22 protein-coding genes and 1 tRNA gene are annotated in these 23,120 nt (G+C 43.0%); 10 read left to right on the top strand and 13 right to left on the bottom strand.

All coding sequences use genetic code 11. The annotated features are described in order from the left end of the window. Window position 1 precedes the first annotated feature (1 nt). The 4 genes from mraY (at window position 2) to AAJP47_RS11700 (ending at window position 3,689) form a co-directional block, all read left to right on the top strand. The gene (gene mraY / locus AAJP47_RS11715) at window positions 2-1,120 is read left to right on the top strand and encodes a phospho-N-acetylmuramoyl-pentapeptide-transferase (RefSeq protein ID WP_346718099.1); all 1,119 of its coding nucleotides are present in this window, start codon (window positions 2-4) and stop codon (window positions 1,118-1,120) included. A 184-nt stretch (window positions 1,121-1,304) separates the two neighbouring features. Then, the gene (locus AAJP47_RS11710) at window positions 1,305-2,291 is read left to right on the top strand and encodes a putative RNA methyltransferase (protein ID WP_346718098.1); all 987 of its coding nucleotides are present in this window, start codon (window positions 1,305-1,307) and stop codon (window positions 2,289-2,291) included. A 177-nt stretch (window positions 2,292-2,468) separates the two neighbouring features. Then, a complete protein-coding gene (locus AAJP47_RS11705; RefSeq protein ID WP_346718097.1) occupies window positions 2,469-2,783 on the top strand; it encodes a MazG nucleotide pyrophosphohydrolase domain-containing protein in 315 nt (104 codons plus the stop codon). 315 nt (window positions 2,784-3,098) lie between these two features. Next, the gene (locus tag AAJP47_RS11700; RefSeq protein ID WP_346718096.1) at window positions 3,099-3,689 is read left to right on the top strand and encodes a PepSY domain-containing protein; all 591 of its coding nucleotides are present in this window, start codon (window positions 3,099-3,101) and stop codon (window positions 3,687-3,689) included. 110 nt (window positions 3,690-3,799) lie between these two features. Here AAJP47_RS11700 and AAJP47_RS11695 read toward each other — a convergent pair whose 3' ends face one another. The 4 genes from AAJP47_RS11695 to AAJP47_RS11675 all read right to left on the bottom strand — a co-directional run bounded on the left by AAJP47_RS11695 (window position 3,800) and on the right by AAJP47_RS11675 (window position 8,105). Then, the gene (locus AAJP47_RS11695) at window positions 3,800-4,000 is read right to left on the bottom strand and encodes a hypothetical protein (RefSeq protein ID WP_346718095.1); all 201 of its coding nucleotides are present in this window, start codon (window positions 3,998-4,000) and stop codon (window positions 3,800-3,802) included. A gap of 225 nt (window positions 4,001-4,225) precedes the next feature. Continuing rightward, window positions 4,226-4,939, bottom strand: a complete 714-nt coding sequence (locus AAJP47_RS11690) for a hypothetical protein (protein WP_346718094.1) — start codon at window positions 4,937-4,939, stop codon at window positions 4,226-4,228. A gap of 254 nt (window positions 4,940-5,193) precedes the next feature. Beyond that, window positions 5,194-6,585: a GntP family permease gene (locus tag AAJP47_RS11685; RefSeq protein WP_346718161.1), complete on the bottom strand. Its 1,392-nt coding sequence runs from the start codon at window positions 6,583-6,585 to the stop codon at window positions 5,194-5,196. An 818-nt stretch (window positions 6,586-7,403) separates the two neighbouring features. After that, window positions 7,404-8,105, bottom strand: coding sequence for a hypothetical protein (locus tag AAJP47_RS11675; RefSeq protein ID WP_346718093.1), 702 nt, complete (start codon window positions 8,103-8,105; stop codon window positions 7,404-7,406). A 197-nt stretch (window positions 8,106-8,302) separates the two neighbouring features. Between AAJP47_RS11675 and AAJP47_RS11670 the strand changes: the two genes are divergently transcribed. Continuing rightward, window positions 8,303-8,686 (top strand): M48 family metallopeptidase, encoded by a 384-nt coding sequence (locus tag AAJP47_RS11670; RefSeq protein ID WP_346718092.1) that lies wholly within the window; start codon window positions 8,303-8,305, stop codon window positions 8,684-8,686. Between the two features lie 228 nt (window positions 8,687-8,914). Here the strand turns inward: AAJP47_RS11670 and AAJP47_RS11665 are convergent. Continuing rightward, window positions 8,915-9,005: transfer RNA gene (locus tag AAJP47_RS11665), tRNA-Ser, on the bottom strand. Window positions 9,006-9,158: 153 nt separating this feature from the next. Between AAJP47_RS11665 and AAJP47_RS11660 the strand changes: the two genes are divergently transcribed. The 3 genes from AAJP47_RS11660 to AAJP47_RS11650 all read left to right on the top strand — a co-directional run bounded on the left by AAJP47_RS11660 (window position 9,159) and on the right by AAJP47_RS11650 (window position 11,075). After that, a complete protein-coding gene (locus AAJP47_RS11660; protein ID WP_346718091.1) occupies window positions 9,159-10,073 on the top strand; it encodes a DNA/RNA non-specific endonuclease in 915 nt (304 codons plus the stop codon). Between the two features lie 97 nt (window positions 10,074-10,170). Beyond that, entirely contained in the window at window positions 10,171-10,434 is a 264-nt protein-coding gene (locus AAJP47_RS11655) for a hypothetical protein (protein ID WP_346718090.1), read from the top strand. A gap of 257 nt (window positions 10,435-10,691) precedes the next feature. Continuing rightward, window positions 10,692-11,075: a DUF2147 domain-containing protein gene (locus AAJP47_RS11650; protein ID WP_346718089.1), complete on the top strand. Its 384-nt coding sequence runs from the start codon at window positions 10,692-10,694 to the stop codon at window positions 11,073-11,075. A 150-nt stretch (window positions 11,076-11,225) separates the two neighbouring features. Here AAJP47_RS11650 and AAJP47_RS11645 read toward each other — a convergent pair whose 3' ends face one another. The 4 genes from AAJP47_RS11645 to AAJP47_RS11630 form a co-directional block, all read right to left on the bottom strand. Beyond that, window positions 11,226-12,488 (bottom strand): ammonium transporter, encoded by a 1,263-nt coding sequence (locus AAJP47_RS11645; protein ID WP_346718088.1) that lies wholly within the window; start codon window positions 12,486-12,488, stop codon window positions 11,226-11,228. Between the two features lie 76 nt (window positions 12,489-12,564). Next, the gene (locus AAJP47_RS11640) at window positions 12,565-12,903 is read right to left on the bottom strand and encodes a P-II family nitrogen regulator (RefSeq protein WP_010197981.1); all 339 of its coding nucleotides are present in this window, start codon (window positions 12,901-12,903) and stop codon (window positions 12,565-12,567) included. Window positions 12,904-13,387: 484 nt separating this feature from the next. After that, window positions 13,388-14,248 carry a universal stress protein gene (locus tag AAJP47_RS11635; RefSeq protein ID WP_346718087.1) on the bottom strand — a complete coding sequence of 287 codons (861 nt, stop codon included), beginning with the start codon at window positions 14,246-14,248 and terminating at the stop codon, window positions 13,388-13,390. Window positions 14,249-14,416: 168 nt separating this feature from the next. Further along, entirely contained in the window at window positions 14,417-15,916 is a 1,500-nt protein-coding gene (locus AAJP47_RS11630; RefSeq protein WP_346718086.1) for a SulP family inorganic anion transporter, read from the bottom strand. Between the two features lie 663 nt (window positions 15,917-16,579). Between AAJP47_RS11630 and murD the strand changes: the two genes are divergently transcribed. Further along, window positions 16,580-18,007: a UDP-N-acetylmuramoyl-L-alanine--D-glutamate ligase gene (gene murD / locus AAJP47_RS11625; RefSeq protein ID WP_346718085.1), complete on the top strand. Its 1,428-nt coding sequence runs from the start codon at window positions 16,580-16,582 to the stop codon at window positions 18,005-18,007. A gap of 93 nt (window positions 18,008-18,100) precedes the next feature. On the opposite strand, the gene AAJP47_RS11620 is transcribed toward murD, so the two are convergent. After that, window positions 18,101-18,244, bottom strand: a complete 144-nt coding sequence (locus AAJP47_RS11620; RefSeq protein ID WP_346718084.1) for a hypothetical protein — start codon at window positions 18,242-18,244, stop codon at window positions 18,101-18,103. 191 nt (window positions 18,245-18,435) lie between these two features. Between AAJP47_RS11620 and ftsW the strand changes: the two genes are divergently transcribed. Next, window positions 18,436-19,560: a putative lipid II flippase FtsW gene (ftsW, locus tag AAJP47_RS11615; RefSeq protein ID WP_346718083.1), complete on the top strand. Its 1,125-nt coding sequence runs from the start codon at window positions 18,436-18,438 to the stop codon at window positions 19,558-19,560. Window positions 19,561-19,806: 246 nt separating this feature from the next. On the opposite strand, the gene gluQRS is transcribed toward ftsW, so the two are convergent. From gluQRS to AAJP47_RS11600, 3 genes are all read right to left on the bottom strand, one after another. Next, entirely contained in the window at window positions 19,807-20,748 is a 942-nt protein-coding gene (gene gluQRS, locus AAJP47_RS11610) for a tRNA glutamyl-Q(34) synthetase GluQRS (RefSeq protein ID WP_346718082.1), read from the bottom strand. A 165-nt stretch (window positions 20,749-20,913) separates the two neighbouring features. Beyond that, the gene (gene dksA / locus AAJP47_RS11605) at window positions 20,914-21,351 is read right to left on the bottom strand and encodes an RNA polymerase-binding protein DksA (protein ID WP_346718081.1); all 438 of its coding nucleotides are present in this window, start codon (window positions 21,349-21,351) and stop codon (window positions 20,914-20,916) included. A gap of 486 nt (window positions 21,352-21,837) precedes the next feature. Further along, complete coding sequence (locus tag AAJP47_RS11600) at window positions 21,838-22,674, bottom strand: metallophosphoesterase (RefSeq protein WP_346718080.1); 837 nt, start codon at window positions 22,672-22,674, stop codon at window positions 21,838-21,840. Between the last annotated feature and the right edge of the window lie 446 nt (window positions 22,675-23,120).

The raw sequence follows: 23,120 nt of genomic DNA, 5'->3' as shown, positions 1-23,120 counted from the left end.
GGTGTTAGTTTGGTTGTTTGGCTGGCTTGGTCAGTATTATACGCCGTTTTCTGCGGTTTCTTCGTTGACGCTACGCGCATTGCTTGCGGTTATTACCGCGCTTGTCTTCAGTATGGTTTTTGGCGGCCGTGTCATTAAGCATCTACGCTCGCTCAAATATGGTCAGGCCATTCGTGATGATGGCCCGCAATCACATTTGGTCAAAACGGGCACGCCGACCATGGGCGGGGTGTTGATTCTGAGCGCCATTGGTATATCTACCTTGTTGTGGGCACGTTTGAACAATCCCTATGTATGGATTTTGCTCGTGGTGATGATTATTTTTGGCGCGGTGGGCTGGGCGGATGATTGGCTCAAAATCAAATATAAAGACCCTAAAGGTTTAATCGCTCGCAAAAAGTATTTTTGGTTGTCCATAGGGGCGTTGTTTGTCGGTGTGTCTTTGTATTATATCGCCACGCTACAGCCTGATCTCAATACCACACGTGAGATGCAGGATTTGTTATTACCTATCTTTAAAGATTGGATGATTCCATTCTCGGCGGTGCCTTTTGGCATTGGTTTTATTATTTTTACGTATTTTGTGATTAATGGGGCGTCCAATGCGGTCAATTTAACGGACGGCTTGGATGGCTTGGCGATTTTGCCAGTGGTACTGGTTGCCGCTGGTTTGGGTGCCATGGCCTATGTATCGGGCGATGTGCGTTTTGCTGATTATCTGCATGTGCCTTATATTGCTTATAACTCTGAGGTTCTTATTGTCTGCGGAGCGATGATTGGGGCAGGATTGGGTTTCTTATGGTTCAATGCCCATCCAGCGCAAGTATTTATGGGCGACGTTGGCGCGCTGGCACTGGGGGCGATGCTGGGTACGATTGCCGTGATGACGCGGCAAGAGATTGCTTTTGCCATTATGGGCGGTTTGTTTGTCGCTGAAGCCTTGTCAGTCATGCTGCAAGTAGGGTCTTATAAGCTGCGCAAAAAACGTGTCTTTCGTATGGCACCACTACATCATCACTTTGAGGAAATTGGCTGGAAAGAAACCCAGGTGGTGGCACGATTTTGGATCATTGCCATTATATTGGTCATCCTTGGCTTAATGACGCTCAAACTGCGTTAAGCTAAAAACGATATTAAAAATGGATTAATATAATCAAGCCAAAAATAATCAAGCCAAAAAAAGTAGCGCATACGATCATTATGTTCTACTAAGATGAATTTATCGAAGCCTCCTTGTTAAGGTAAAAGCCGTCTCAAATATGTGAGGCGGCTTTTTTTATCTTTGCTTTTATTCCTTAGGCCGCATGAATTTTGTTAAAATGCCAACCATATTGCTACCATTTGAGATGCTTGTGTCCCTATTTATCTGTCCTCTTTGTCAATCAACCATGCACCCTGCACCCGATACGTGGCGCTGTGATGGTAGCCAAAATCCGAAGCAAACGTCTCATCCTTTTGATGTGGCGCGCCAAGGTTATGTCAATCTGTTGCCAGTGCAGCAAAAGAAATCTAAAGCGCCAGGTGACAGTCAAGCGTCTATTGAGGCGCGGAAACGGTTTTTGAATGCTGGGCACTATAAACCATTGCAAAGTTTGATTGTTCAGCAAATGCAGCAGTTATTGACTCAAACTAAAACAATAGCTGGACAAATGCATGACCCTATTAATTGGCTAGATATTGGCTGCGGTGAAGGGTATTACACGCAGGCCATGGTGCAAATGGGATCAGATATTATTGGTACTTTGATCGCAGCTGATATAAGCAAACCTGCATTGGTAGAATTGGCCAAAGTAAGCAAAGCTACTGGTAGGCTTTGGTATCAGCAAGAGACAGCCACGCCTGCTAGCAAAACTGCCATTTATCCATTGGTCACGAGCGCGGCACATTTGCCGTTACGCGCTCATAGTATGACGGGTATCAGCAGTATTTTTAGTCCTATCTTGCCCAAAGCCTTTGCGGACGTATTAACCGACGATGGCTATTTAATCATTGCCAAACCCGATGCCGGACATTTGGCATCGATGCGCGAGGCATTGTTCGATGACGTGCGCGAGCACGATTCTGATAAGTTTTTGCAAGAGCTGTCGCCTTATTTTACGTTGATTAATACGTGCCGTGTTAATACCGAGATAACCTTGTCAGCCAGTGATTTGGCGGATTTAATGACCATGACGCCATACGCTTACCGCGCCAAAAATGAGAAAAGACAAGCGCTATTAGACGCTGTTGAAAAAGAAGCGTTTAACACTGAAGCAAAATTTGTGGTTTATGTATTACAAAAAACGGCCTGAGCATCGGTTGGACAAAAATTTCCAAAGTGCAAATAGCCCGTTAATAACATAGGAATCTGAGAGAATCCGAAATCCCCCTAAGATTTATGGTTTAAAAGGTTCTAATATCCGAATCTATTAGCCAATTTGCTTATAGAGGACTTTAGTAGTAATTTTATGAGTTAAGAGGAGTATAAAATGGAAGCAACAGAATTTCAAAAATGGATCGCTGAATATTATCAATTAAGAGGTTGGTCGGATTTAGATATTTTTGTTCGTATTGGCTTTTTATCAGAAGAAACAGGAGAAGTTGCTAGAGCAATAAGAGCGCTTGAGATAGGACGAGATCGTCCAGATGAAAAAGCTGGTTCATACATTGAAAATAAAAATAATTTGATAGGAGAGTTAGGAGATGTCCTAGGCAATGTAGTTGTCATTGCCAATAAATACGATATCGATTTAGAAGAAATTTTTATAGAGCACAAGCGTAAATTGTCAAATAGATATCTTTGATTGTCTAATATTATGATTTAATTTATCGCGACTGCAGTTGGTTCAGCCAGTTATTTCAAACAATCTTACGAAACCGAGTCATCTTTATCTTTCTTAATAAAAATCTGTAATATTCAAGACGATAATCCATGCATCAGTTACGCTTTGCCAGCATAAACCACTTAGACATCACAACTGACTCTATGCCATCATAAAAGTCAATATTAATTCATTATTGATTCATTAAGCGAGTCATCATTTATGACTTTGCTTAAACCAATACATGGTTAAACCATAACTGCGTTTAAAATAATTAATGCATTGTAGGAGACTTTTATGAAAAAAATGACTATGAAAAAAACAACACCGTTGAGAAAATCGCTTTTAGTGGCACTTAGTGTTACAAGTCTGAGTGTGGCTTCTGTGACAGTTAGCCAAGCAGCTACATCGAGCGCCCCACTGAATGAGGTAGCGGCAGCCACACAAAGTAAAATCAGCTTAGAGCAAGCGTTGGCAATCGCCACAAAATCAGTAAAAGGCGATGTCATTAGCGCAGAGTACGATCAAGACGACAACACAGCAAATGGAAACTACGAGCTCAAGATCATTACCAATAATATGGAACAAGAAGTAACGGTCAATGCCAATACAGGTAAGGTCACCAAAGATGAAACAGAACGTCTAGATAAAGACGATTTGGCAGAATATGGCACCATTAGAGACGCAAAAGTGAGCTTGTCTCAAGCCATAAAAAACGCAAATCAAACCGTAAAAGGCACGGTACTTGAAGCTGAGTACGATATGGATTTTGGTAAGCCCGTTTATAAAATTGAAATCGGTAAAGGCAATCAAATTCATAAAGTTGTTGTCGATAGCGCAACTGGTAACATTACGCGTAATCAGGCAAGCGACGTTGATGATGATTAATCACTGATATCCAGACATGAAAAAACCTCCAACCACACGCAACAGTGGCTGGAGGTTTTTTATGTCTAGTGATAATTAAAGGGATTTTGAATGTATGGTTCAGAGCCCACTTACGGTTCTGACTGGATAGCCGTTTTTAATTGGCGAATGACCGAGCTTAGGAGCATCTCATCAATATCAGTCATGGCGTTTAATCCATAATCATAAGTTTTTAAGATCATCGCTTGTTGATCTTGCGACAAGTGTACGCTGATATCTCTACTGGCCACCAGATGTCTATAGTCTTGTAACGTTTTTCTGTCATTACTCATATTCAGCTCCTATTCTCATTGTAAACACAGCTTACTCATGATCAATTTAATGGCTCATATATCGCCATGCTAACCCCATTTTAGTGAAGATGTAATGACACTAACAAGTGTTTTTTGTTTCGCTATAAACCCTTCTATCTGAAAGTTTAGTGAAAGGCCACGTGGTTCAATCAACCATGGGGCGATTTTATCAATAGTAATGAAAGGATCGACGTTACACGGGGTTTATCGAGTAAACGTTACCGTGTTTGTGCCATTATTAGTAGGCTGGTTGATCGTCACCTTGCTATCTAATATATCGCCTCGGGCATTTATCTTGTAACATTCCATCGATGTGCCTTGGGGGTCAGTGTTGAGCAGCAGATTGCCTGAGGTTTCGATACAGAACCACGCGGTGTTATTGGTATCGCGCGTCAAAGACCAGTCTTGGTTATACGTTGCGATTTTTTTGCGCATGCTACTGTCAGCATATACCGTTTCCGTGATTAATTTACTAGAGTCACCAATGCTTGCCGTCTTAGGAATGGTTGTCGTCTGATTTAAGACAGCATACTTGCCTGAGCTGTCTGTAAAGCCGTGGAATACCAAAGGGTTTAGAGTAAAGTAGTTGATAGCCACCGATTGATTGGTGATTTGATTATTCACTTTATTAATGGTGTTGATCTCAGCACCTTGCACGACTTTGTTGTTGAACGTCATGCGGCCTTTGGGTGTGACTTTAATTTCTGCTGAGGCACTTTGATTACCAACGAGGGCCATCAATTTCTCACTGCGTGCTTTGGTATAAATATTGAGCATGGCCGCTTCAATGGGATATTGCGTCACCACATTGTTTTGGGTATTGCCCGTTGTCCCGCCGTTCATCCCTGTCGCACATGCGCTCAAGCCCAGTCCAGCCACCACACACAATCCCAACGTTGTTATGCCAAGTGTTTTCATGATTTGATTCCTCAGTTTGTTTAAACGAATATGATCAATATCCACTATAATCGAATTTTGGTGTATTGACATCTGCCATTCATCATAGACCCTAGTATCATTACATCACTATAACAACCAGCAATTTTTCAGCGCGTTAAGGATAAGGAATCATGTATACCTGCCAGCACTGTCTTATTCCTAGGCAAGACGATACCTGTGAAAAATGCGTCATTAATAAAAGGTTTTTACCGCTTTCTCTTTACTAACCCGCTCTAAAAAGAGCCGAACATACTGCCCAATATGATAACGAGTATGAGCGCAATGATAGGAATGACCACAGCAACGACAAATATATCTTTATATGACTCTCGATGCGTTAAGCCGCAAATAGTGAGCATGGTTATGATGGCGCCATTATGAGGTAGGGAGTCCAGACCGCCTGAGGCAAGAGAGGCGATACGGTGCATCAGTTCGGGGTCGATATTGTACTGCTGCGCCAACTGCATATAGTTTTCGCCCATAATCTCTAAGGCGATGCCCAAACCACCAGAAGCCGATCCCGTCACACCCGCTAAAACGTTCACCATGATGGCTTCTGATATAAGCGGGTTGCCCGGTGAAATGCCCATCAGGTATTGTTTGATCACCGCAAACCCTGCCAGTGTCGCAATCACAGAGCCATAACCGACCTCTGAAGCCGTATTGAAAATGGGCAGTAAAGAACCCATCGCGCCTTTGTTCAAGCTGTCTGTCACACTGTTGATTCTTTTAAAATTTAAAGCAATCACAAAAATACAAGCCAAAAACAACGATAAAATAATTGCCCAAATACCGATGACGGAACTTAAGGCTATTCCGCCAAATTGCTCATCGGCCAAATAGCTGTTATTCCACATAGGTATGATCAATTTTGAAAATGCATAGTTACCGACAATAACGATGAAAATCGGTAGCAGCGCCAGCCAAAAATTGGGTATGTCTATGCCTGAGTGAGGCGCTTTTTCATTCAACGTATGATTGCCGTAGCCTTCATTATTAGCGCTGGCAAGCTTTGATTGGCGGTGCATCCATAGCATACCGCCACCAAGCATGATGATGGCTGCAATAATACCTAGCCTAGGAGCGGCAAAGGCATCGGTCTCAAAATAAGGCATGGGTATGACATTGTGAATGGCGGGCGAGCCGGGTAATGCGGTCATGGTTAGAGTTAGGGCACCAATACAAATCGCGCCGGGTATCAACCTTTTAGGGATGTTTGTCTGCTTAAATAAAGCGGCGGCAATAGGATATATGGCAAAAGTCACAACAAAGGCGGATATACCCCCATAAGTGAGAATACAACAGGCCAGTACAACGGCTAGCAAAGCATGTTTGTCGCCCAACTTTTCAACTATATTATGAGCGATGCTATAGGCATAACCAGAATCTTCCATTAGCGTGCCAAAAATAGCGCCCAATATAAATAGTGGGAAATATTTAATCGCAAAGCCGCCTAAGCCTTGCATAAAAACTTCCGTATACATTCCCATGGTTTGGCTGCTTTCGCCACTTAAAACGACGGCTAAAATAGCAAGTACAGGGGCTAACACTAATACGCTAACCCCTCTATAAGCAAAATATATCAAAAGTGACAAAGACAACAAAATAGCCAAAATACTCATAATTTTAATTTCCTTCCATGGAAAAAATAGGCTGTTGAATATGTTTTGTGAAGCAAATGATGTTTTTAATAACAGATGCGACTCAACCTATTTTCTTTATCTAAGAAAACAGGCGTTACAAATATATGATGACTAGATGCTAAAAAAGATTGGTACTTTTGAGCTTGATTGTGCTGGAGTCACTTTGAATGGTAAAAGCAGGTTTATTGAATGTTCGTTCATCATAGCTATCCTTGGCATGAACTAAATTGACTGACACCGTCATCGTTGATGATGTCGTGAAAGGGCAGAGTAAAAAACGCCGTCCATAGCATTTTTAAAAACGATACGTTATGTATCATCTTAAAAGTTAACAGAGTGATAAATAAAGGTCAACCGATAATCTTGTTATTGACTATGCTGGGTACTAAAGATATGTGAATTCAGTAAAATGAGAAAGTTTGAAAGATAGAAATTTAATAAGCCAAAAAAAGAGACCAATCAATGGTCCCTTTTTTTAAGTTAAATCATATCTACGTTAAATTTTACGTCGGGTCATTTCACCGTTGACCAGTCTTAGAATATTGAATGGATTCTCATCCTTCAGTGCTTCTGGTAATAAGCTTTGCGGATAGTTTTGATAACACACAGGGCGCTATCATTAAAAAGTATTTTTGTTGGTTAAAGTTATTTATTGGCTAAGTAGTCAGTAGGTTTGTTCTTTCATTAAAAATTGTTTAATAAAGAATATTATTCCTTCATCATTCTGCGTTTCAATAATGACTCTTATAAGTTTATTCAACTTAGCGTCGATATTTTTACACAGTTTCGAATTGACGTCCTTACTCACTCATATAAGTTAACCTTCCAATGACATCTTGTACTGGGTAAGTAATACGCAACTTACTGTTCAATAGATCACCTTTATTATTAATTCTATAATATTGGTCGACCGTGCCATCAGGCTCACTACCAACTAACAGGTTCTCTGAGCTTGTAATACGAAGCCAAGCAGTATCTCTAGTCGCTTGTGTTAACGACCATGCTTGAGTGAATTTTTCCACTTGCTGACTTTTACTGCTGTCTGAATAGACGTTTTCTATAAGATACGTACTTGAATCGCCCACACTCACGATTTTAGGAATAGTCTCAATTTGAGTGGTTATGGAATACTCGCCTGAGTCTTTGGTAAAGCCATGAAAAACCAATGGGTTTAAAGTAAAATAATTCACACCTACTGATTTATCAACGATTTGTCCTTCGACTTTACTAAGCATGACTACTTCGGCACTTTGTACTTGCTCATCATTAAATACGCCTGTCCCTTTGGGCGTAACTGTAAACTCCGCCCCCATTTTTAGACTATAGACAACAGCAGAAAGCCTTTCGCTACGTGCTTTTGTATATATGTTAACCATTGCAGTCTCAACGGGAAAGTCAGTCACGGTTTGATTGCTATTATTACTCGTTATTCCTGTATTTATTGCTGTTGTACAAGCGCTCAAGCTTAAGCCTACCACTATCAATAATGATAAAGTCTTCATTTCTTCTTCTCGGAATATTAATAAACAAATGTTACACTACTTTGAAAGAATCGCATAATTAAATGATTGTCATTTTAAGATATTCATCGTAGACCCTGCTATCATTACTTCATTATAATTATTCGCAATTTCCCAAAGTATTTAGGAATCATCAATGTCCGCCAGCACTACTGTTACCACCAGCCAAATCAATCAAGGTGATAGATTTTAAAGAAAGTGCGGCTCTCGTGAAAAGCCTTATTGATAAATGGTATCAAAATAAAGCTAAGTCAATCTTCAATAAACGGCTCAAAACCATGCTACCCAAAGCAGTATGTGTAACGGGAACTCCTTCCTTTAAATTAAGGACGATGAAAAAGCAATGGGGCAGCTGCTCAGCCAAAGGCAACTTAATCCTCAATCTGCATTTGTTCAAAGCGCCCAAAGAATGCATTGATTACGTGATACTACGTGAGCTGTGTCATATCGCCAAGCATAATCATAGCGAGCACTTTTGGCGCTTGTTAACCCAAGTGATGCCAAACTGGAAAGAGGTAAAAGCGAGACTTGATGGGATGGCAGAGCTTTATTTGAATGCGTGAGACGAAGCTATATAAAACGTTAAGACCATTATATTGGTCTAACTACGTTGTATATGAATAACTGACCAACACAAGCCACGGGATAGGTGGGTTATGTTCGGATAGATCGGGAAAACAGTAGACATAAAAAAAACGCTAGACGCGTTATTGATAAAGGGTTCAAAGGGCGTTTAGTAGAGGGTAGGATAAGGTGGGAAAACTAGGAAGTATTGTTAGAACTGATAAGATTGGCGGTGAAGGAGGGATTCGAACCCTCGATACGCGATTAACGTATACACACTTTCCAGGCGTGCGGTTTCAGCCACTCACCCACTTCACCATTTTTTAGACGGCCCTGATTTTGGACTGGCCTAGTATAGCCGATAGCATTTAAAATGTCACGACTTACGCCTTATCTTTCTTTATTGGCAGACGCCTGCTAGGATAGCATCTACGTAATGACACGCATACACGCAGCAATAGGCATAGATGGTTGACAGTTGACATGATCAGTCTTGGTAAGCTCCCATATAGTTTTAAACGCAACCTTCTCGTGGCAGTGACGGCTGTGCTAGTCCCAATAGCCGCCATAACCTCAACGCAGGCCAATGACTTTAGCCAGTGTAGTCATTCCTTTTACGGTGGCATTTACCCCGAATTCATCAATAATAAATTAAAGAACAAGACGCAAGCGCTGTGCATGGATGGTTTTGCGGTGATGTACTCCGGCGTGTCGCGTACGCCGATGTGGTCGGCAGAATACCTAGATCGCACACGTCTACAACAAGCCAAACAGATAGACCGCGAAGACAGCTTTCATGAAGAAAGCAAATTGCCAAAGTCCATGCGCGCCTCATTATCTGACTATTCAGGCTCCGGTTATGATCGCGGACATCTATCGCCCAATGGGGACATGGCAACGCGCAGCCAGCAGTACGACAGCTTTAGTTTGGCCAATATTGCCCCGCAATCACCGCGTAATAATCGTTATATTTGGCGTAATATTGAATCAGCCACTCGCTACTTGGCTCAGCAATACGGTGAGGTTTATACCGTGACAGGTGTCGCATTCACAGACAAAAAAACCAAGCAATTGGCGAATCGCGTACTCGTACCCAGTCATTTTTTCAAAGCCGTTTATATTCCAGCGATCAATCAAGCGGGGGTTTATTATGCGCCCAATGACGAATCTGAGCGGATAGACATTATCAGCGTGGATGAGTTGGCTGACAGAATTGGTATCGATGTGTTACCGGTGCTCGATAGCGAAACCAAGGCGCAAGCATTCGAGTTACCATTAAAGGCAGGCGAGCACTCAGAAACTTCCGAGACACCAGTAGAAGAGCCTGACTGGATGCTATTGGTTTGGGCAATTATCGAATGGATATTGGCGCAACTAAAAGCGTAAAAATTTGGTCAATAAGTATAAAGCCAATAGCGTACTGTTTTAAAATGCGGTTAGAGGCTATGAGTCAGTAATAAACCATCAATAAAAGGATGACCTCATGATTGAACCCTTTGCAAACAATCATCAAAGCATGCAGATAGGCGAGCTTGTCATTGAAAATCAACAAGACAAAATTATTATGTATGGTGATATCGAGCTGACGTTGGACGCGGCAGGATATCAGCAAGCTCAGCAGCTACAGCAGCTGACAACCCGCATTGTACAAGCATTTGAAACCAATAGTCTTTATAGTAACTCTGTCACCAAGTCAAAAGAAAAAGATGACCAATCGGGTAAGGATATTGACAATCCCTTTCTGTAAGTCTTTGATATGCTTTTGTTTTCTAGAAAGGTTAAAGTGCAAAAAAATTACTAGGCAAACGCTAAAAATTGCTTATAATGAATCAAGACATCGCTTATGTCGCTTGATTCTTTAAAAGCTTATAAGCACTCACGATGATAACGGGCTATAGCATAAGTAAGATCGTGATACTTGAAGTAAAAGATTCTAGCAAGGATAAGCATAGAACATCAGAAACATAATGTTTCGGGTAATCATTGTATGAAGGGAGTCAATCTATGAAATTATTTACAAAAACCACGTTAGCGATTGCTGGTATTGGTGTAGCAAGTATGGCATTCGCCGCTGATCCATTAGCGAATACGACTTGGCAGACCTATGATGAAGGTAAGCCAAAAGGGACTGTAAAAATCACTGAATCTAACGGTGTATTAACCGGAACGTTGATTGATACCAATACTGCCAAAGGCAAAAAACACGTTGGTAAAACCATTATCAAAGGTTTGAAATCTGATGGTGGTGGCAAATATAGTGGTGGTACGATTACAGATCCTGAAAAAGCCAAAGACTATCGTATGACTGCCAGCTTAAGTGGTAGTACGCTTAACATTAAAGGCTACATCGGTCCATTCTCACGCAGTCAGCAGTGGAAAAAGAAATAAGCCGATAATGTATTTTTAACAAAACAAACTGTTATAAAAAAATCCCGCAAACTCAAAAGGTTTGGCGGGATTTTTAATAGGTGCTTATTAAGACGGAAGGTTTAAACAGATGGTAAGGTTAAAGAGAGGGTGAGCAAAGCGCTCACACATTTATCTTACAAACTCTGGGTATGCTTCCATACCACACTCTGCAATATCTCCACCTTCATATTCATCTTCTTCAGAGATACGTAAACCAATAACGACTTTGATAATTGCCCAAACAATCAAGCTGGCCACGAATACCCAAACGAAAATAGTAGCAGCACCCGCAATCTGACCGATAAAGGTTGATGCTGGGTTAGTGATTGGGACGATCAGTAATCCGAATAGACCGACCACACCGTGAACCGAGATGGCGCCAACTGGGTCATCTACTTTTATTTTGTCCAAGGCCAAAATCGACAGTACGACGATGACACCAGCGATGAGACCAAAGAGCGTGGCTTGTAGGGCAGAAGGTGTAGACGGTTCAGCAGTAATAGCAACCAATCCTGCAAGTGCACCATTTAAGAGCATGGTCAAATCCGCTTTGCCAAAGATCACACGTGCCAATAATAACGCCCCAATCGCACCACCAGCCGCAGCTGCATTGGTATTCAAAAAGACGATGGCTACTGAGTTCGCGCTTGCGATATCACCCAGCTTTAATACCGAACCACCATTGAAACCGAACCAGCCCATCCATAAGATAAGCGTACCAAGAGCAGCAAGTGGCAAGTTGGCACCTGGAATGGCACGTATCTCACCATTTGAGCCGTATTTACCTTTACGTGCGCCTAGCAGTAATACGCCTGCCAAAGCCGCAGCAGCTCCTGCCATATGTACGATACCTGAACCTGCAAAATCAGAGAAGCCCAAATCACCAAGATTATATAGGCCAAGAACATCATTGCCACCCCAAGTCCAGCTGCCTTCTAGTGGATAAATCAGCCCGGTCATAATAACGGCAAATACGAGAAACGACCACAGTTTCATACGCTCAGCAACAGCCCCTGATACGATAGACATACAGGTCGCAACGAACACCACTTGGAAGAAAAAGTCAGACGCTGCAGAATAGACAGAATCTCCGCCAAAGCCGTTTTCAGCTGAGGCTGCTAATGCGTCTTCTACAACGGTTGCACCACCTGAAATACCACTCAAAAACAAATCGCCACCATACATAATGGCGTAGCCGCATATCATGTACATGGTACAGGCGGTTGCGAAGAGTGCGACGTTTTTGGTTAAAATCTCAACGGTGTTTTTTGAACGAACAAGACCGGCTTCTAACATAGTGAAGCCCGCTGCCATCCACATGACAAGCGCCCCACACATCAAAAAATAAAAGGTGTCGAGTGCGTACTGGAGCTCAAAGATTTGATTTTGCATATTAATTCCCCCTTGAATTGATGCAATATAGCTATCGGTATGACGGTTATTCTGTGTCTATCGGTTGCCTTGCGCTTTAGATAGCGTCAGGGCCAGTTTCGCCCGTACGAATACGAATCACTTGCTCAAGCGCGGTAACGAAGATTTTGCCGTCACCAATTTTGCCTGTGCTAGCAATGCGAGTGATGGCTTCAATAGCAGGCTCGACCATCTCATCGATCACTGCCACTTCAACTTTTACTTTAGGTAAAAAATCCACCACGTATTCTGCGCCACGATAAAGTTCTGTATGACCTTTTTGGCGACCGAAACCTTTGACTTCAGTAACAGTGACACCTTTTACACCGATGTCAGAAAGCGCTTCACGTACATCATCGAGCTTAAACGGTTTTAAGATCGCAGTGATTAGCTTCATAAAAAATTCCTTATTTGTGTGATGCCCAGGTGATAGAGGCATAGTGATGCATCGTATCGTTGCCTTACTATTAGTCATTCAAGAACCGTGCCAATTTACTCAAGGGGGAAAGGTAGAATCGGACTTATCGGCGCAACAATAACGAAAATTGGGGCAAAAAATACAGGCTATGCTGTTATAGCAAACGCTTTTATTGACGCATAACTAATGACAATGACCCTTTGGCGTGAACCAACGAAAACTTTATTATAACCAACTTTTTAGGTGCTTGGGGAAGCTATCCCCTTATTTCATGTGATGATTTGCTAACCTAGTTTGACAAACTGTGATTGGGTGGCAATAAAATAAGAGTAGATAGAGAAATATCAGACAAGCAAACACACCAGCGCATGAAGTGCTATGCACATGAGGTCAATGCAACGTCAGGGCTCTGCTAGGTGTTTGTATTTAAATGAATAAAGCCGATAGCAAGGCTTGGCTTAAGCTAAGCGTAGGCCTTTGGTAGAAGTAGATAAGGCGTTTTGGTGCTGGACAGCAGTTTTTTGGTATCGCTGCCTTTTAACAATTCGCGCAGACGAGATTGACCAAAAGCCCCTGTCATCAAAAGCCCGATGTTGTTTTCAGTTTGATAGTAATTTAACGCAGCGGTAACGTCGCGGCAGTCGAGTAAGGCTTTTTTAGACTTAATACCGGCTTGTCTAAGCCGTGCATAAGCTTCACGCAGCGCATCGCAGTTTTCAGAATTTTCTTTACCGACCATGACGATATGAATGGTTAATGCTCGAACGAGCGCCGTTTTGCACAGCCAATTGAGCAACTTATGAGAAGTTGGACTATTATCGAAGGCAAATAAAGCAGTCGTAGGGGGCAAAAATGGTGCATGAGTCACCAAAATGGGGCAATGACTGACTCTAATCAGCTGACTCAGAGTGGACTTACAAGTGACATTGTGACCAATGATAATCAATTGCGCCTTGTTATCAACATAGTCAATACTTTGGCTGAGGTTTTCATGCCGGTGTAGGGTATAAGTCTTAGTTTTTTGACGCTGCTGCTCGCAATAAGTAGTGGCTTGATGGAGCAATAGCTTACCTTGCGCTTTTAGCTCGCAGTTATTTAGATGCTCTTTGGTGGTAAATTGTTCAAGCAACGTATTTTCATCATCGATGTTTAGGCAGCCAGAATAATTCACCGCTCCTTTTTGCTGTAAATTCGGGACAGAATGCAGCAATCCTACAGGCGCTTGTAAGCGAGTAGAAGCCCACAGGCTCGCTTCTAGCACGGCTTGTACGTGATCTGGGCAATCCAAGCAGGCAATCACACTATCTGGTTTTAAATTACTCATAAGAACCCATATATCAATAATAAAAAGACAGCGGCTTGGATCGAGACGTTGGCAATCATATTTATGCTTAGTCTGATGTACCAATACCGCTGTTTATTCAACGATTTATTTATGAATCATTCGCTCATGTCCACCCAGTTGGCAGACATAGCTTTACGTAATCTAGATTTAATCCAGCAAACCAATATCTCGACGATCGTGCACAGAGAAGCGATCAATCAAGGTTCGGCTGGCATGGTTGAGTCCCACCACTTTGACATCAATGCCTTCGCGTTGCAAGCGCATGACCAGCTTGTCCAAGGTATCGACGGCGCTGATATCCCAAAAGTGCGCTTGGCTGACATCAATCTGAATGCTGTCCAACGCTTCTTTGGTATCAAAACTGTCCAAAAACTGGGTGGTAGAAGCAAAGAAGACCTGTCCTTGCACGTAGTAGTAGCGGCTGTTGCTACTTTCATCATATTCACTAAATATGGTTAAAAATTGACCAATCTTATTGGCAAAAGCCAGCGCAGAGAGTAGGACACCCACACCGACGCCATAGGCCAAGTTGTGCGTCATGACGGTGGTCAAAACAGTCGCTAACATGACGATGTTAAAGGATAGCGGATGCGTTTTAAATTCACGAATAGATTGCCAATTAAACGTCCCGATTGACACCATGATCATTACCGCGACCAGCGCTGCCATTGGAATTTGGCTAACCCATTCGCTCAAGAACACCACCATAATGAGCAGTACAACCCCTGCCATCAAGGTAGACAGACGCGTTCGGCCACCAGATTTAACATTGATCATCGATTGACCAATCATGGCACAGCCCGCCATACCACCAAAAAACCCTGATACCACGTTGGCCATACCTTGACCACGACACTCACGGTTTTTATCACTTGGCGTGTCTGTCAATTCATCAACGATGGTCGCGGTCATCATTGATTCCAATAAACCGACGATGGCAAGCGCGATAGAGTAAGGCGCAATGATAAACAACGTATTTAGGTTCAATGGAATATCAGGCAGCAAAAATATCGGTAACGAATCCGGCAACTCTCCCATACTACCGACATTACGAATGTCAAGATTCATATACATCGCCACAGCGGTCAATCCCACAATACAGATCAGAGGGGACGGAATCACGCGACCAATTTTGGGAATCAGCGGGAACAAGTAAATAATCGCCAAACCGGCGGCCGTCATGATATAAACGGTCATACCGACACGCTCAGTCATGGGATTCAGCTCTGGCAGCTGAGCGGCAAATATCAATATTGCCAGCGCATTGACAAAGCCAATGACTACCGATCGAGAGACAAAGCGCATCAAATTGCCAAGCTTTAAAATGCCCATCACAATTTGAATCGCGCCGCATAATAAAGTCGCAGCTAGCAAATACTGCAAGCCATGCTCAGCCACCAAATCGACCATCACCAGCGCCATCGCTCCCGTTGCCGCCGAAATCATACCGGGGCGACCACCGACAAAGCTGATGACCACAGCGATACAAAAGGAGGCGTATAAGCCAACTTTTGGATCAACCCCAGCGATAATAGAAAAGGCAATGGCTTCAGGAATTAATGCCAGTGCCACAACCAAACCTGATAGAACGTCACCGCGAACGTTGGAAAACCACTCGTCACGTAAATTATCAATAAAAGATGTCATAAGTAAACTGTATAGAGTTAGAGGCAAAAAAAGTAATCGTTACTCATCAATAATACGATCGCGTCACTATAAAATAGTGGTTTAGTGTCTTTTGCAGCAACATGCGCTGTGTCATGTTACTGCGTTGAATTATTAAAGAGTCATAGTAAGCATATCGATTGACTTACTGATTTACTTATCGTGATCACACATACGTTCAACAACCAGTCATACGAGGATAGATGCTGCGAGATTGTTCAGAAATTGTCTAAAAGTATGGTGGAAAATAAGGCGTTTGGAAAGAACGCCGATAGTAACTTGCCGGTCAGCAATGACTTGCTGCGGTAGAGAGTGATCAATAATCTGTCCAATAAAAGCGACAGCCTGACAGACCATGGTTGCAACACAAATTGCGGCTAAGGAGATGACAATAGCGTGTCAACTGTGACAACATGGTAAACTAAAATGGGTGGATCAATACCCAGTCGTATATAGATTAGGATCGCTATTATAGCATTAGCCTTTCAATATAAAAACAGGCGCATCATAGTAGACAGTCATAAAAAATCAGTACCGAAATCTGAGCGATACCATTATGATGTTTCTCATTTTAACGGCATCATGTCGCTTTATGAGACAGTAAGTTGTTTGATGCCACCCGCCCGTTCAACAGAAGGAATAGATATGACCGCCAATACTGCAACAGATGTTTTACTTCATAAGGGCAGTGGGCTGCAAGTCGTGGTTGGTTTGGGACAATCTGGGCTATCGGTAGCGCGCTATCTGGCCAATCAAGGCTATCAGGTCGCCGTCACCGATGCTCAGCCTGCACCCAGTTTGGCCAGTCAACTGCCAACCGAGGTTGTGATTCGTCAATTTGGCGCTATTGATGCAGAGCTTTTGCAGCGAGCGGCTCGTATTATCATCAGCCCTGGTATCTCGCTTACAACCGAGGCGGTGGCGGCGGCTCGACGTGCCCACATTCCAGTGGTCAGCGATATTCAGCTGTTTTGTGAGGCTTGTACAGTACCGATAGTGGCTATTACTGGCTCTAATGCTAAAAGTACGGTCACGACATTGGTGGGACAAATGGCGGCTGATGCAGGTATCAATGTTGGGGTTGGCGGCAACATCGGCGTGCCAGCACTGACGTTATTAGATGATGATGAGATGGCGCTTGCCGTGCTTGAGTTGTCCAGCTTTCAGCTAGAAACCGTGACCAACTTGGGCGCACAGGTTGCGACGGTTCTCAATATGTCGCCTGATCATTTAGACCGCCATGGTGACATGCTGGGTTATCATCAAGCCAAACATCGCATTTTTCAAGGGGCCAAATCGGTGGTCATCAACCGAGAAGACGCCTTGACGCGACCGCTGGTTGCTGACAATCTGCCCAGAGTGAGTACAGGCATTCATGCCCCTGATAAAAATCAATATGGTCTGATCACTGATCCTGAGGGTCAAATTCATCTTGCCCGTGGTACAGAAAGGCTACTGTCGGCAGATAAACTGTTAATTAAAGGTCGTCATAATCTGCTCAATGCGCAAGCCGCACTTGCGCTAGGTGAGCTTGCAGGTTTGCCACTTGATAGTATGGTACAAACCTTACAGCAGTTCACAGGACTTGAGCATCGCTGCCAGTATGTGGCAAAAGTGAATGATATTGACTACTTTAATGATTCAAAAGGTACCAATATTGGCTCGACCATGGCGGCTATTGAAGGGTTGGGCGAGGTTTATGCGCCAAAAGACGGTAAGCTTTTATTGATTTTAGGTGGACAAGGCAAAGGCCAGCAGTTTGGTGAGTTAACGCCTTTTATCAATCAGTATGTGAGTCAAGTACTGTTGATTGGTGAAGACGCTAAGCAAATTGAGCAGCATTTGCGTGCGGCAAAAATAAGCGAAGATGTGGCTTTGCATCAGTGCCAAACCTTAGCAAATGCTTTTGCGACCATCCAGCAAGTGACTAAAAGTAGCCTATCGCAAGTACAAGCGGTACTGCTATCGCCTGCTTGTGCAAGCTTCGATCAGTATGGCGGCTACGCTGAGCGCGGCGATCATTTTAACCAGTTGGTTGATCAACTAAGCGCGTCTAAGCAGACAGTGTCCTGATCCATTCACGGTTTTGGTTATAGGACTAAAAGCAGCAGTATTTTATTGAGACGGCACACGAATCAGTATTTTGTTTATAAATGATTGTTTTGCCTATAGATTGCTGCTACTGTCAACCGTGCCTGTCTCAATAGGCAAGAGGCCATGTTTTTGCTCGATGATCGTCTTATTATCATGGTGGTGTTGGGCAAAGTGTAAGCCGCAAGCGGGCATTGTGCGTCTATTAAAATCAGGCATGACTGTGATCGTCTCTACAATGAGCCAGCTTTATTGAGCTGATTCGATTTATTTTCTATTTTTAAACGGTGGCGTTTAACAGACGCCGTGTTTTTTCGTTCGTTAGTGTATATAAAATTATGGCGCTCTCTTCTCTTTTTCGTTCCTCATCTCAACCAAAACCAGCCTCAGGATCAGACGGTGTTCTGTCGATGCCATCAGCCCGCGCAATTTTGATATCCAGTGTCGGTTGCATGATGGTGCTTAGCTTGTTGATGGTCGCTTCCGCCTCCATTCCTTTTGCCCTAAGCCGCGGCATGACAGAGCTGTATTTTTTTGATAACCAGCTACTGTATATGGCAATCGGATTGATTATTGCAGCGATCCCTTATTACGGTGTGTCGTTACGGACTCTGTATAAGACCGAAACCCAATTTATTTTATTGGGCATTACAGGTCTGTTGTTAGTTGCGACCTTATTTAGCACACCGATTAATGGCTCCAAACGCTGGCTCAACTTAGGGTTCTTTAACTTTCAGGTAGCAGAGCTGGCCAAGCTTGTCATGATCGTCTTTGTCTCTGACTTTGTGGTGCGTCGCTCTTTTGAGGTCCGTAATGGCTTAGACGGCTTTTTACGAATTATGTTGGTGGTGGCGCTGATTACCATCTTGCTACTGTCACAGCCAGATTTTGGTTCTTTCGTGGTGATTTTGGGCACTATTTTTGCGATTTTTTATATCGCTGGTGCCCCTTACAAGCATTTCTTAGCATTGGGTGCTGCTGCGGTTGGTGGCGCGGTGCTAATGGTGACGACAGCCCAATATCGATTGGTACGTGTGCTGTCGTTTATGGACCCGTTTGATGATGTTATGGACACCGATTACCAGCTGTCGCGTAGTTTGATCGCGTTTGGTCGCGGTGAGTTTGCGGGCGTGGGTTATGGGGAGAGCATACAAAAACTCTCGCATTTGCCCGAGGCGCATACCGACTTTTTATTGGCGATTACGGGTGAAGAGCTGGGATTTGTGGGCGTGAGTATGGTATTGATACTCGAGGCGCTGATTATTGGCAGTGCCATGCGCATCAGTTATAACGCGCTAAAGCGTCGACAGATGCGTATGAGCTATACCGCTTTTGGTATTGGTGTGGTGTTCATCGCGCAGACGATTATCAATGCTGGGATGAACATGGGCGCGCTACCAACCAAAGGTCTGACCATGCCATTCTTTAGTTATGGCGGCTCTTCTATGTTGATTAGCTTAGTGATGGTCGCGCTGTTATTAAAGATTTATAAAGAAAGCCCTGAGATTGAAAAAAGCCAATGCCGCTATTATTGAGTGAAAATTAAAGTTTGCTATGCCAATAGTAAAGTAATGCCAATACTGATGTAAGGCCAATAGCAAGGTAGGACTGGTATAAATTTTACTTACTTGCTGCGTATTTGGCCCATTAGAACCTTCGAAAATCCATTCCCGTCGTACATAACGTTGATAGGAATAATGGTTTTAATAAAGGACTTTAATAAATGGCTTTTGGTTTTTAATTGTTAAAGCGTCGCTAATAGCGGCGCTTTTTTATATTTATTAGTCTGGCGAGTTTAACTGCTGTTTGCCTTGAAGCGGCGTATTGTCCCATTGCGCAATCGCTTGCTTGAGCATATTTGCGGGCGTGTCTTTATCGACCGCAGGTTGTTGTAATAACTGCAAGGCGGTAGTAATCAAACGGCTTGGATCACGTGTATCAATAGGCTGAGCCAAATTTTGCTTAGAGAGCTTTTGTCCATCTGGGTTACATATCAATGGCAGATGATACCAATGATCGATAGCGGGCAGGTGAGCGGCCTGTAGGATACTGATTTGCGCGGTGGTCATGGGTAAAATGTCCAAACCGCGCATGATGTGTGTGACTTTTTGCAAACCATCATCGATACTGGCGGCCAAGATATAGTTAATCATGCCATCTTGACGACGCACCACCATATCCCCCAATGTCTGCTGAGGATTGTCCCATTGTATGCCTTGAATGCCATCGTTAAAACCAATGTGATAGTCTGGCAGCTGTATGCGTAGCTTATGCTGTTGTCTGTCCAGACTTGCGTTAACGCAGTGACGAGGGTAGCGTACCCTATTTGGTTGTAACGGATTAATGTCTTCGTTATGGTGATGCTTCTCTTCCTCGTGCGCCCAATACCGCTCCAAATCTTTGCGTGAGCATTGACAAGCATAGGTTAATGGACGCAGGGCGCCGGATAAGTAGTCATTATAAATATCAATACGCTCAGATTGATAAATAACATCGCCATCCCAGTGCAACCCAAGCACTTCTAAATCCATCAAAATCTGCTCAGTAAACTGTCTGTCACAGCGTTCAGTATCGGTATCTTCGATACGTAGTAGCCACTGACCACCGATTGATTTGATGTGGCAAAAGCTAGCAAGAGCGGTCGTTAATGAGCCAAGATGTAACTCTCCTGTGGGGGAGGGAGCAAAGCGGCCGATGGGCTGAGGTATGGTTTGGGTTGGCATAAAACGGTGGCTCGTTATCTTGGCTTAGCGATGCGAATGATTAGAAATAATATCACTGCTACTCAAAAAGGGGTAGCACGAAACGCAACAAGCGACCAATAACATGGTCGCTTGTGCTTACGTCAATAGGAGGTGTTTTAAGAATGTCTATCCTAGACGGTTTTCTTAGGCGCCTTGATTTTGACGTTCTTTGATTTCAGACAAGGTCTTACAGTCGATACATTGGGTCGCGGTGGGACGAGCTTCAAGACGACGAAGTCCAATCTCTACGCCGCAAGTCTCACAAAACCCATAATCTTCATTGTCTATTTCAGCGATAGATTTATCGATTTTACGAATGAGTTTACGTTCACGGTCACGGGTACGCAAAGCCAATGCAAACTCTTCTTCTTGAGTAGCGCGGTCATTAATATCTGGCATGGCGCTTGATTCGTCTTGAATATAAGTTTTTGTGCGATCCGCTTCGCCAATTAGTTGGTTTTTCCAATCCAATAAAATAGACTTAAAGTGATCTAGTTGCGCATCAGACATGTACTCTTCGTCTGCGGCGGGCACATAGGGAGTAAATTTAATATCACTCGGATTTGTGGTTAAGGTGCTCATATGGGTATCCTAATTTTCTCAAATTAATTCAATAAAACGACGTAACAAAAGACAAGATGCTCTCAATTTACCAACGCTATAATTTGTCCCTTTATAAAACGTTTTACCACTTGGTGACACAAGTAACACAGCTGATCTAATAGTACGTTATTTTGGTATGCTTACATCGACATAGCCACACTCGTCTATATTGCTATCTATTTTTTTATTTAAATGGCATTGTCTAAATAATGCTACAAATTGCTGACATAAAAACTTAGACTGGTAATCGATTTAGCCATCCTAGCTATTATAGTTTTACCCAACACTAGGGACTACTTGCTTTGCTTTATAAGTTGTATCATTGTTTCTAATAATAATGAAGTGATTTTTCAGACTGACGTTATTTTTACTTCGCCATTCCTCACAAATTAAACCAAGCGCTCATTCGTCAAAGGTATAGCTGACAAGGCTTGCAGGTGTTGCTATTGCCGATAATTCTAGGCATCAAGTATCCAGTCTTTCAACCCAGCTTGCAACCTTTCCATTGTTGGCTAATTGCAACCAGCGATAGCCAGGTCGTACATTTTGAGCATAAGCGAAATCGTCTTCGAAAGGTTGAAATTGATAGCAAGTAGAGGGCGTACTATAGACAGTGACCCCTTGACGATAACGGACTTGCTCTTGGTGAACATGACCGCTAATAATCACTTTTAGCTGCTCAAACGCTGCCATATGTTGCCAAAAATCTTCCGTATTTTCTGCTTTATGACTATCAATCCAAGCGGAGTCTACGGGTATGACATGGTGGTGGACGGCAATTAAGGTAGGTTTGTCACAGACGCTCAGTCGCTCGCATAACCAGTCAATATCAGTAGGGGTGATTTCACCTGCTACTTTGCCTGTGATAGAGGAGTCTAACAACAACAGCTGCCAATGATCAGTGTCTATGACATGTCGGCTGAGCAGACGTGGGTCAGCCGGCTGAGCGATCAGCGTACGCTGCATAAATGGCAACTCGCTATTGTCTTCTTCTGTGACATCATGATTGCCAGCAATACACACAAAAGGAATGCCGGTGGCTTGCAATACTGCAAAAATATAATCGTAGAGGGCGGTCTTAACTTGGCTGACCAAATCACCCGTGACCATGATTAAATCACAGCGAATATCAGTATTTAGTGCCTGCTGTAAGACCGCTTCAAAGTTGCGTTGACAAACTGTTAACTTACTAGCGTCACCATTTATCGCGGCTGGGGGTAATGATAAATGCAAATCCGTAATCTGTAATATATTTATTTGCTCATCTGCTGTCCTGATTTGGTTGACTGGATAGCTTGGCATGGGATAAGTCCCTCAATGAATCAAAACAGTAAATATTTCTAGAATATATAGCCAGTCCTAAACAAAAAAGATGCGCCTATGATCATGCGATACTGGCAACCATTTTCCTTGTTTGCTGTGCCGTTGCTGACAGTGGCGGCGCAAAATGGTCGCCAGTATGGCTGTATCTCTTTTATTGTAGATCGACTATATAACTAGGATGCGAAGACATGTCCTCAATTCAATCGATGACCATTTAAATGGAGTAAAGATAGCTAATTTTTTTCAAACAGCTGGATAACACTTTAATGTTATCTGTACTATTTTTCTTGTTTGACGGCAATCTATTTTATTTTTATTACTGCGTTTAAAATGATAACACGCCCTAGTCATTGGTTTTTCACAGTTTATTATTACTTATCGCTACCACTTATTACTACCATGGGTACGCTTATTGATTGATGCTA

Source organism: Psychrobacter halotolerans, from assembly GCF_039680845.1.
Classification (GTDB): domain Bacteria; phylum Pseudomonadota; class Gammaproteobacteria; order Pseudomonadales; family Moraxellaceae; genus Psychrobacter.
The sequence above is the reverse complement of the archived record's forward strand: the minus strand, read 5'-3'. Positions and strand labels throughout refer to the sequence as shown.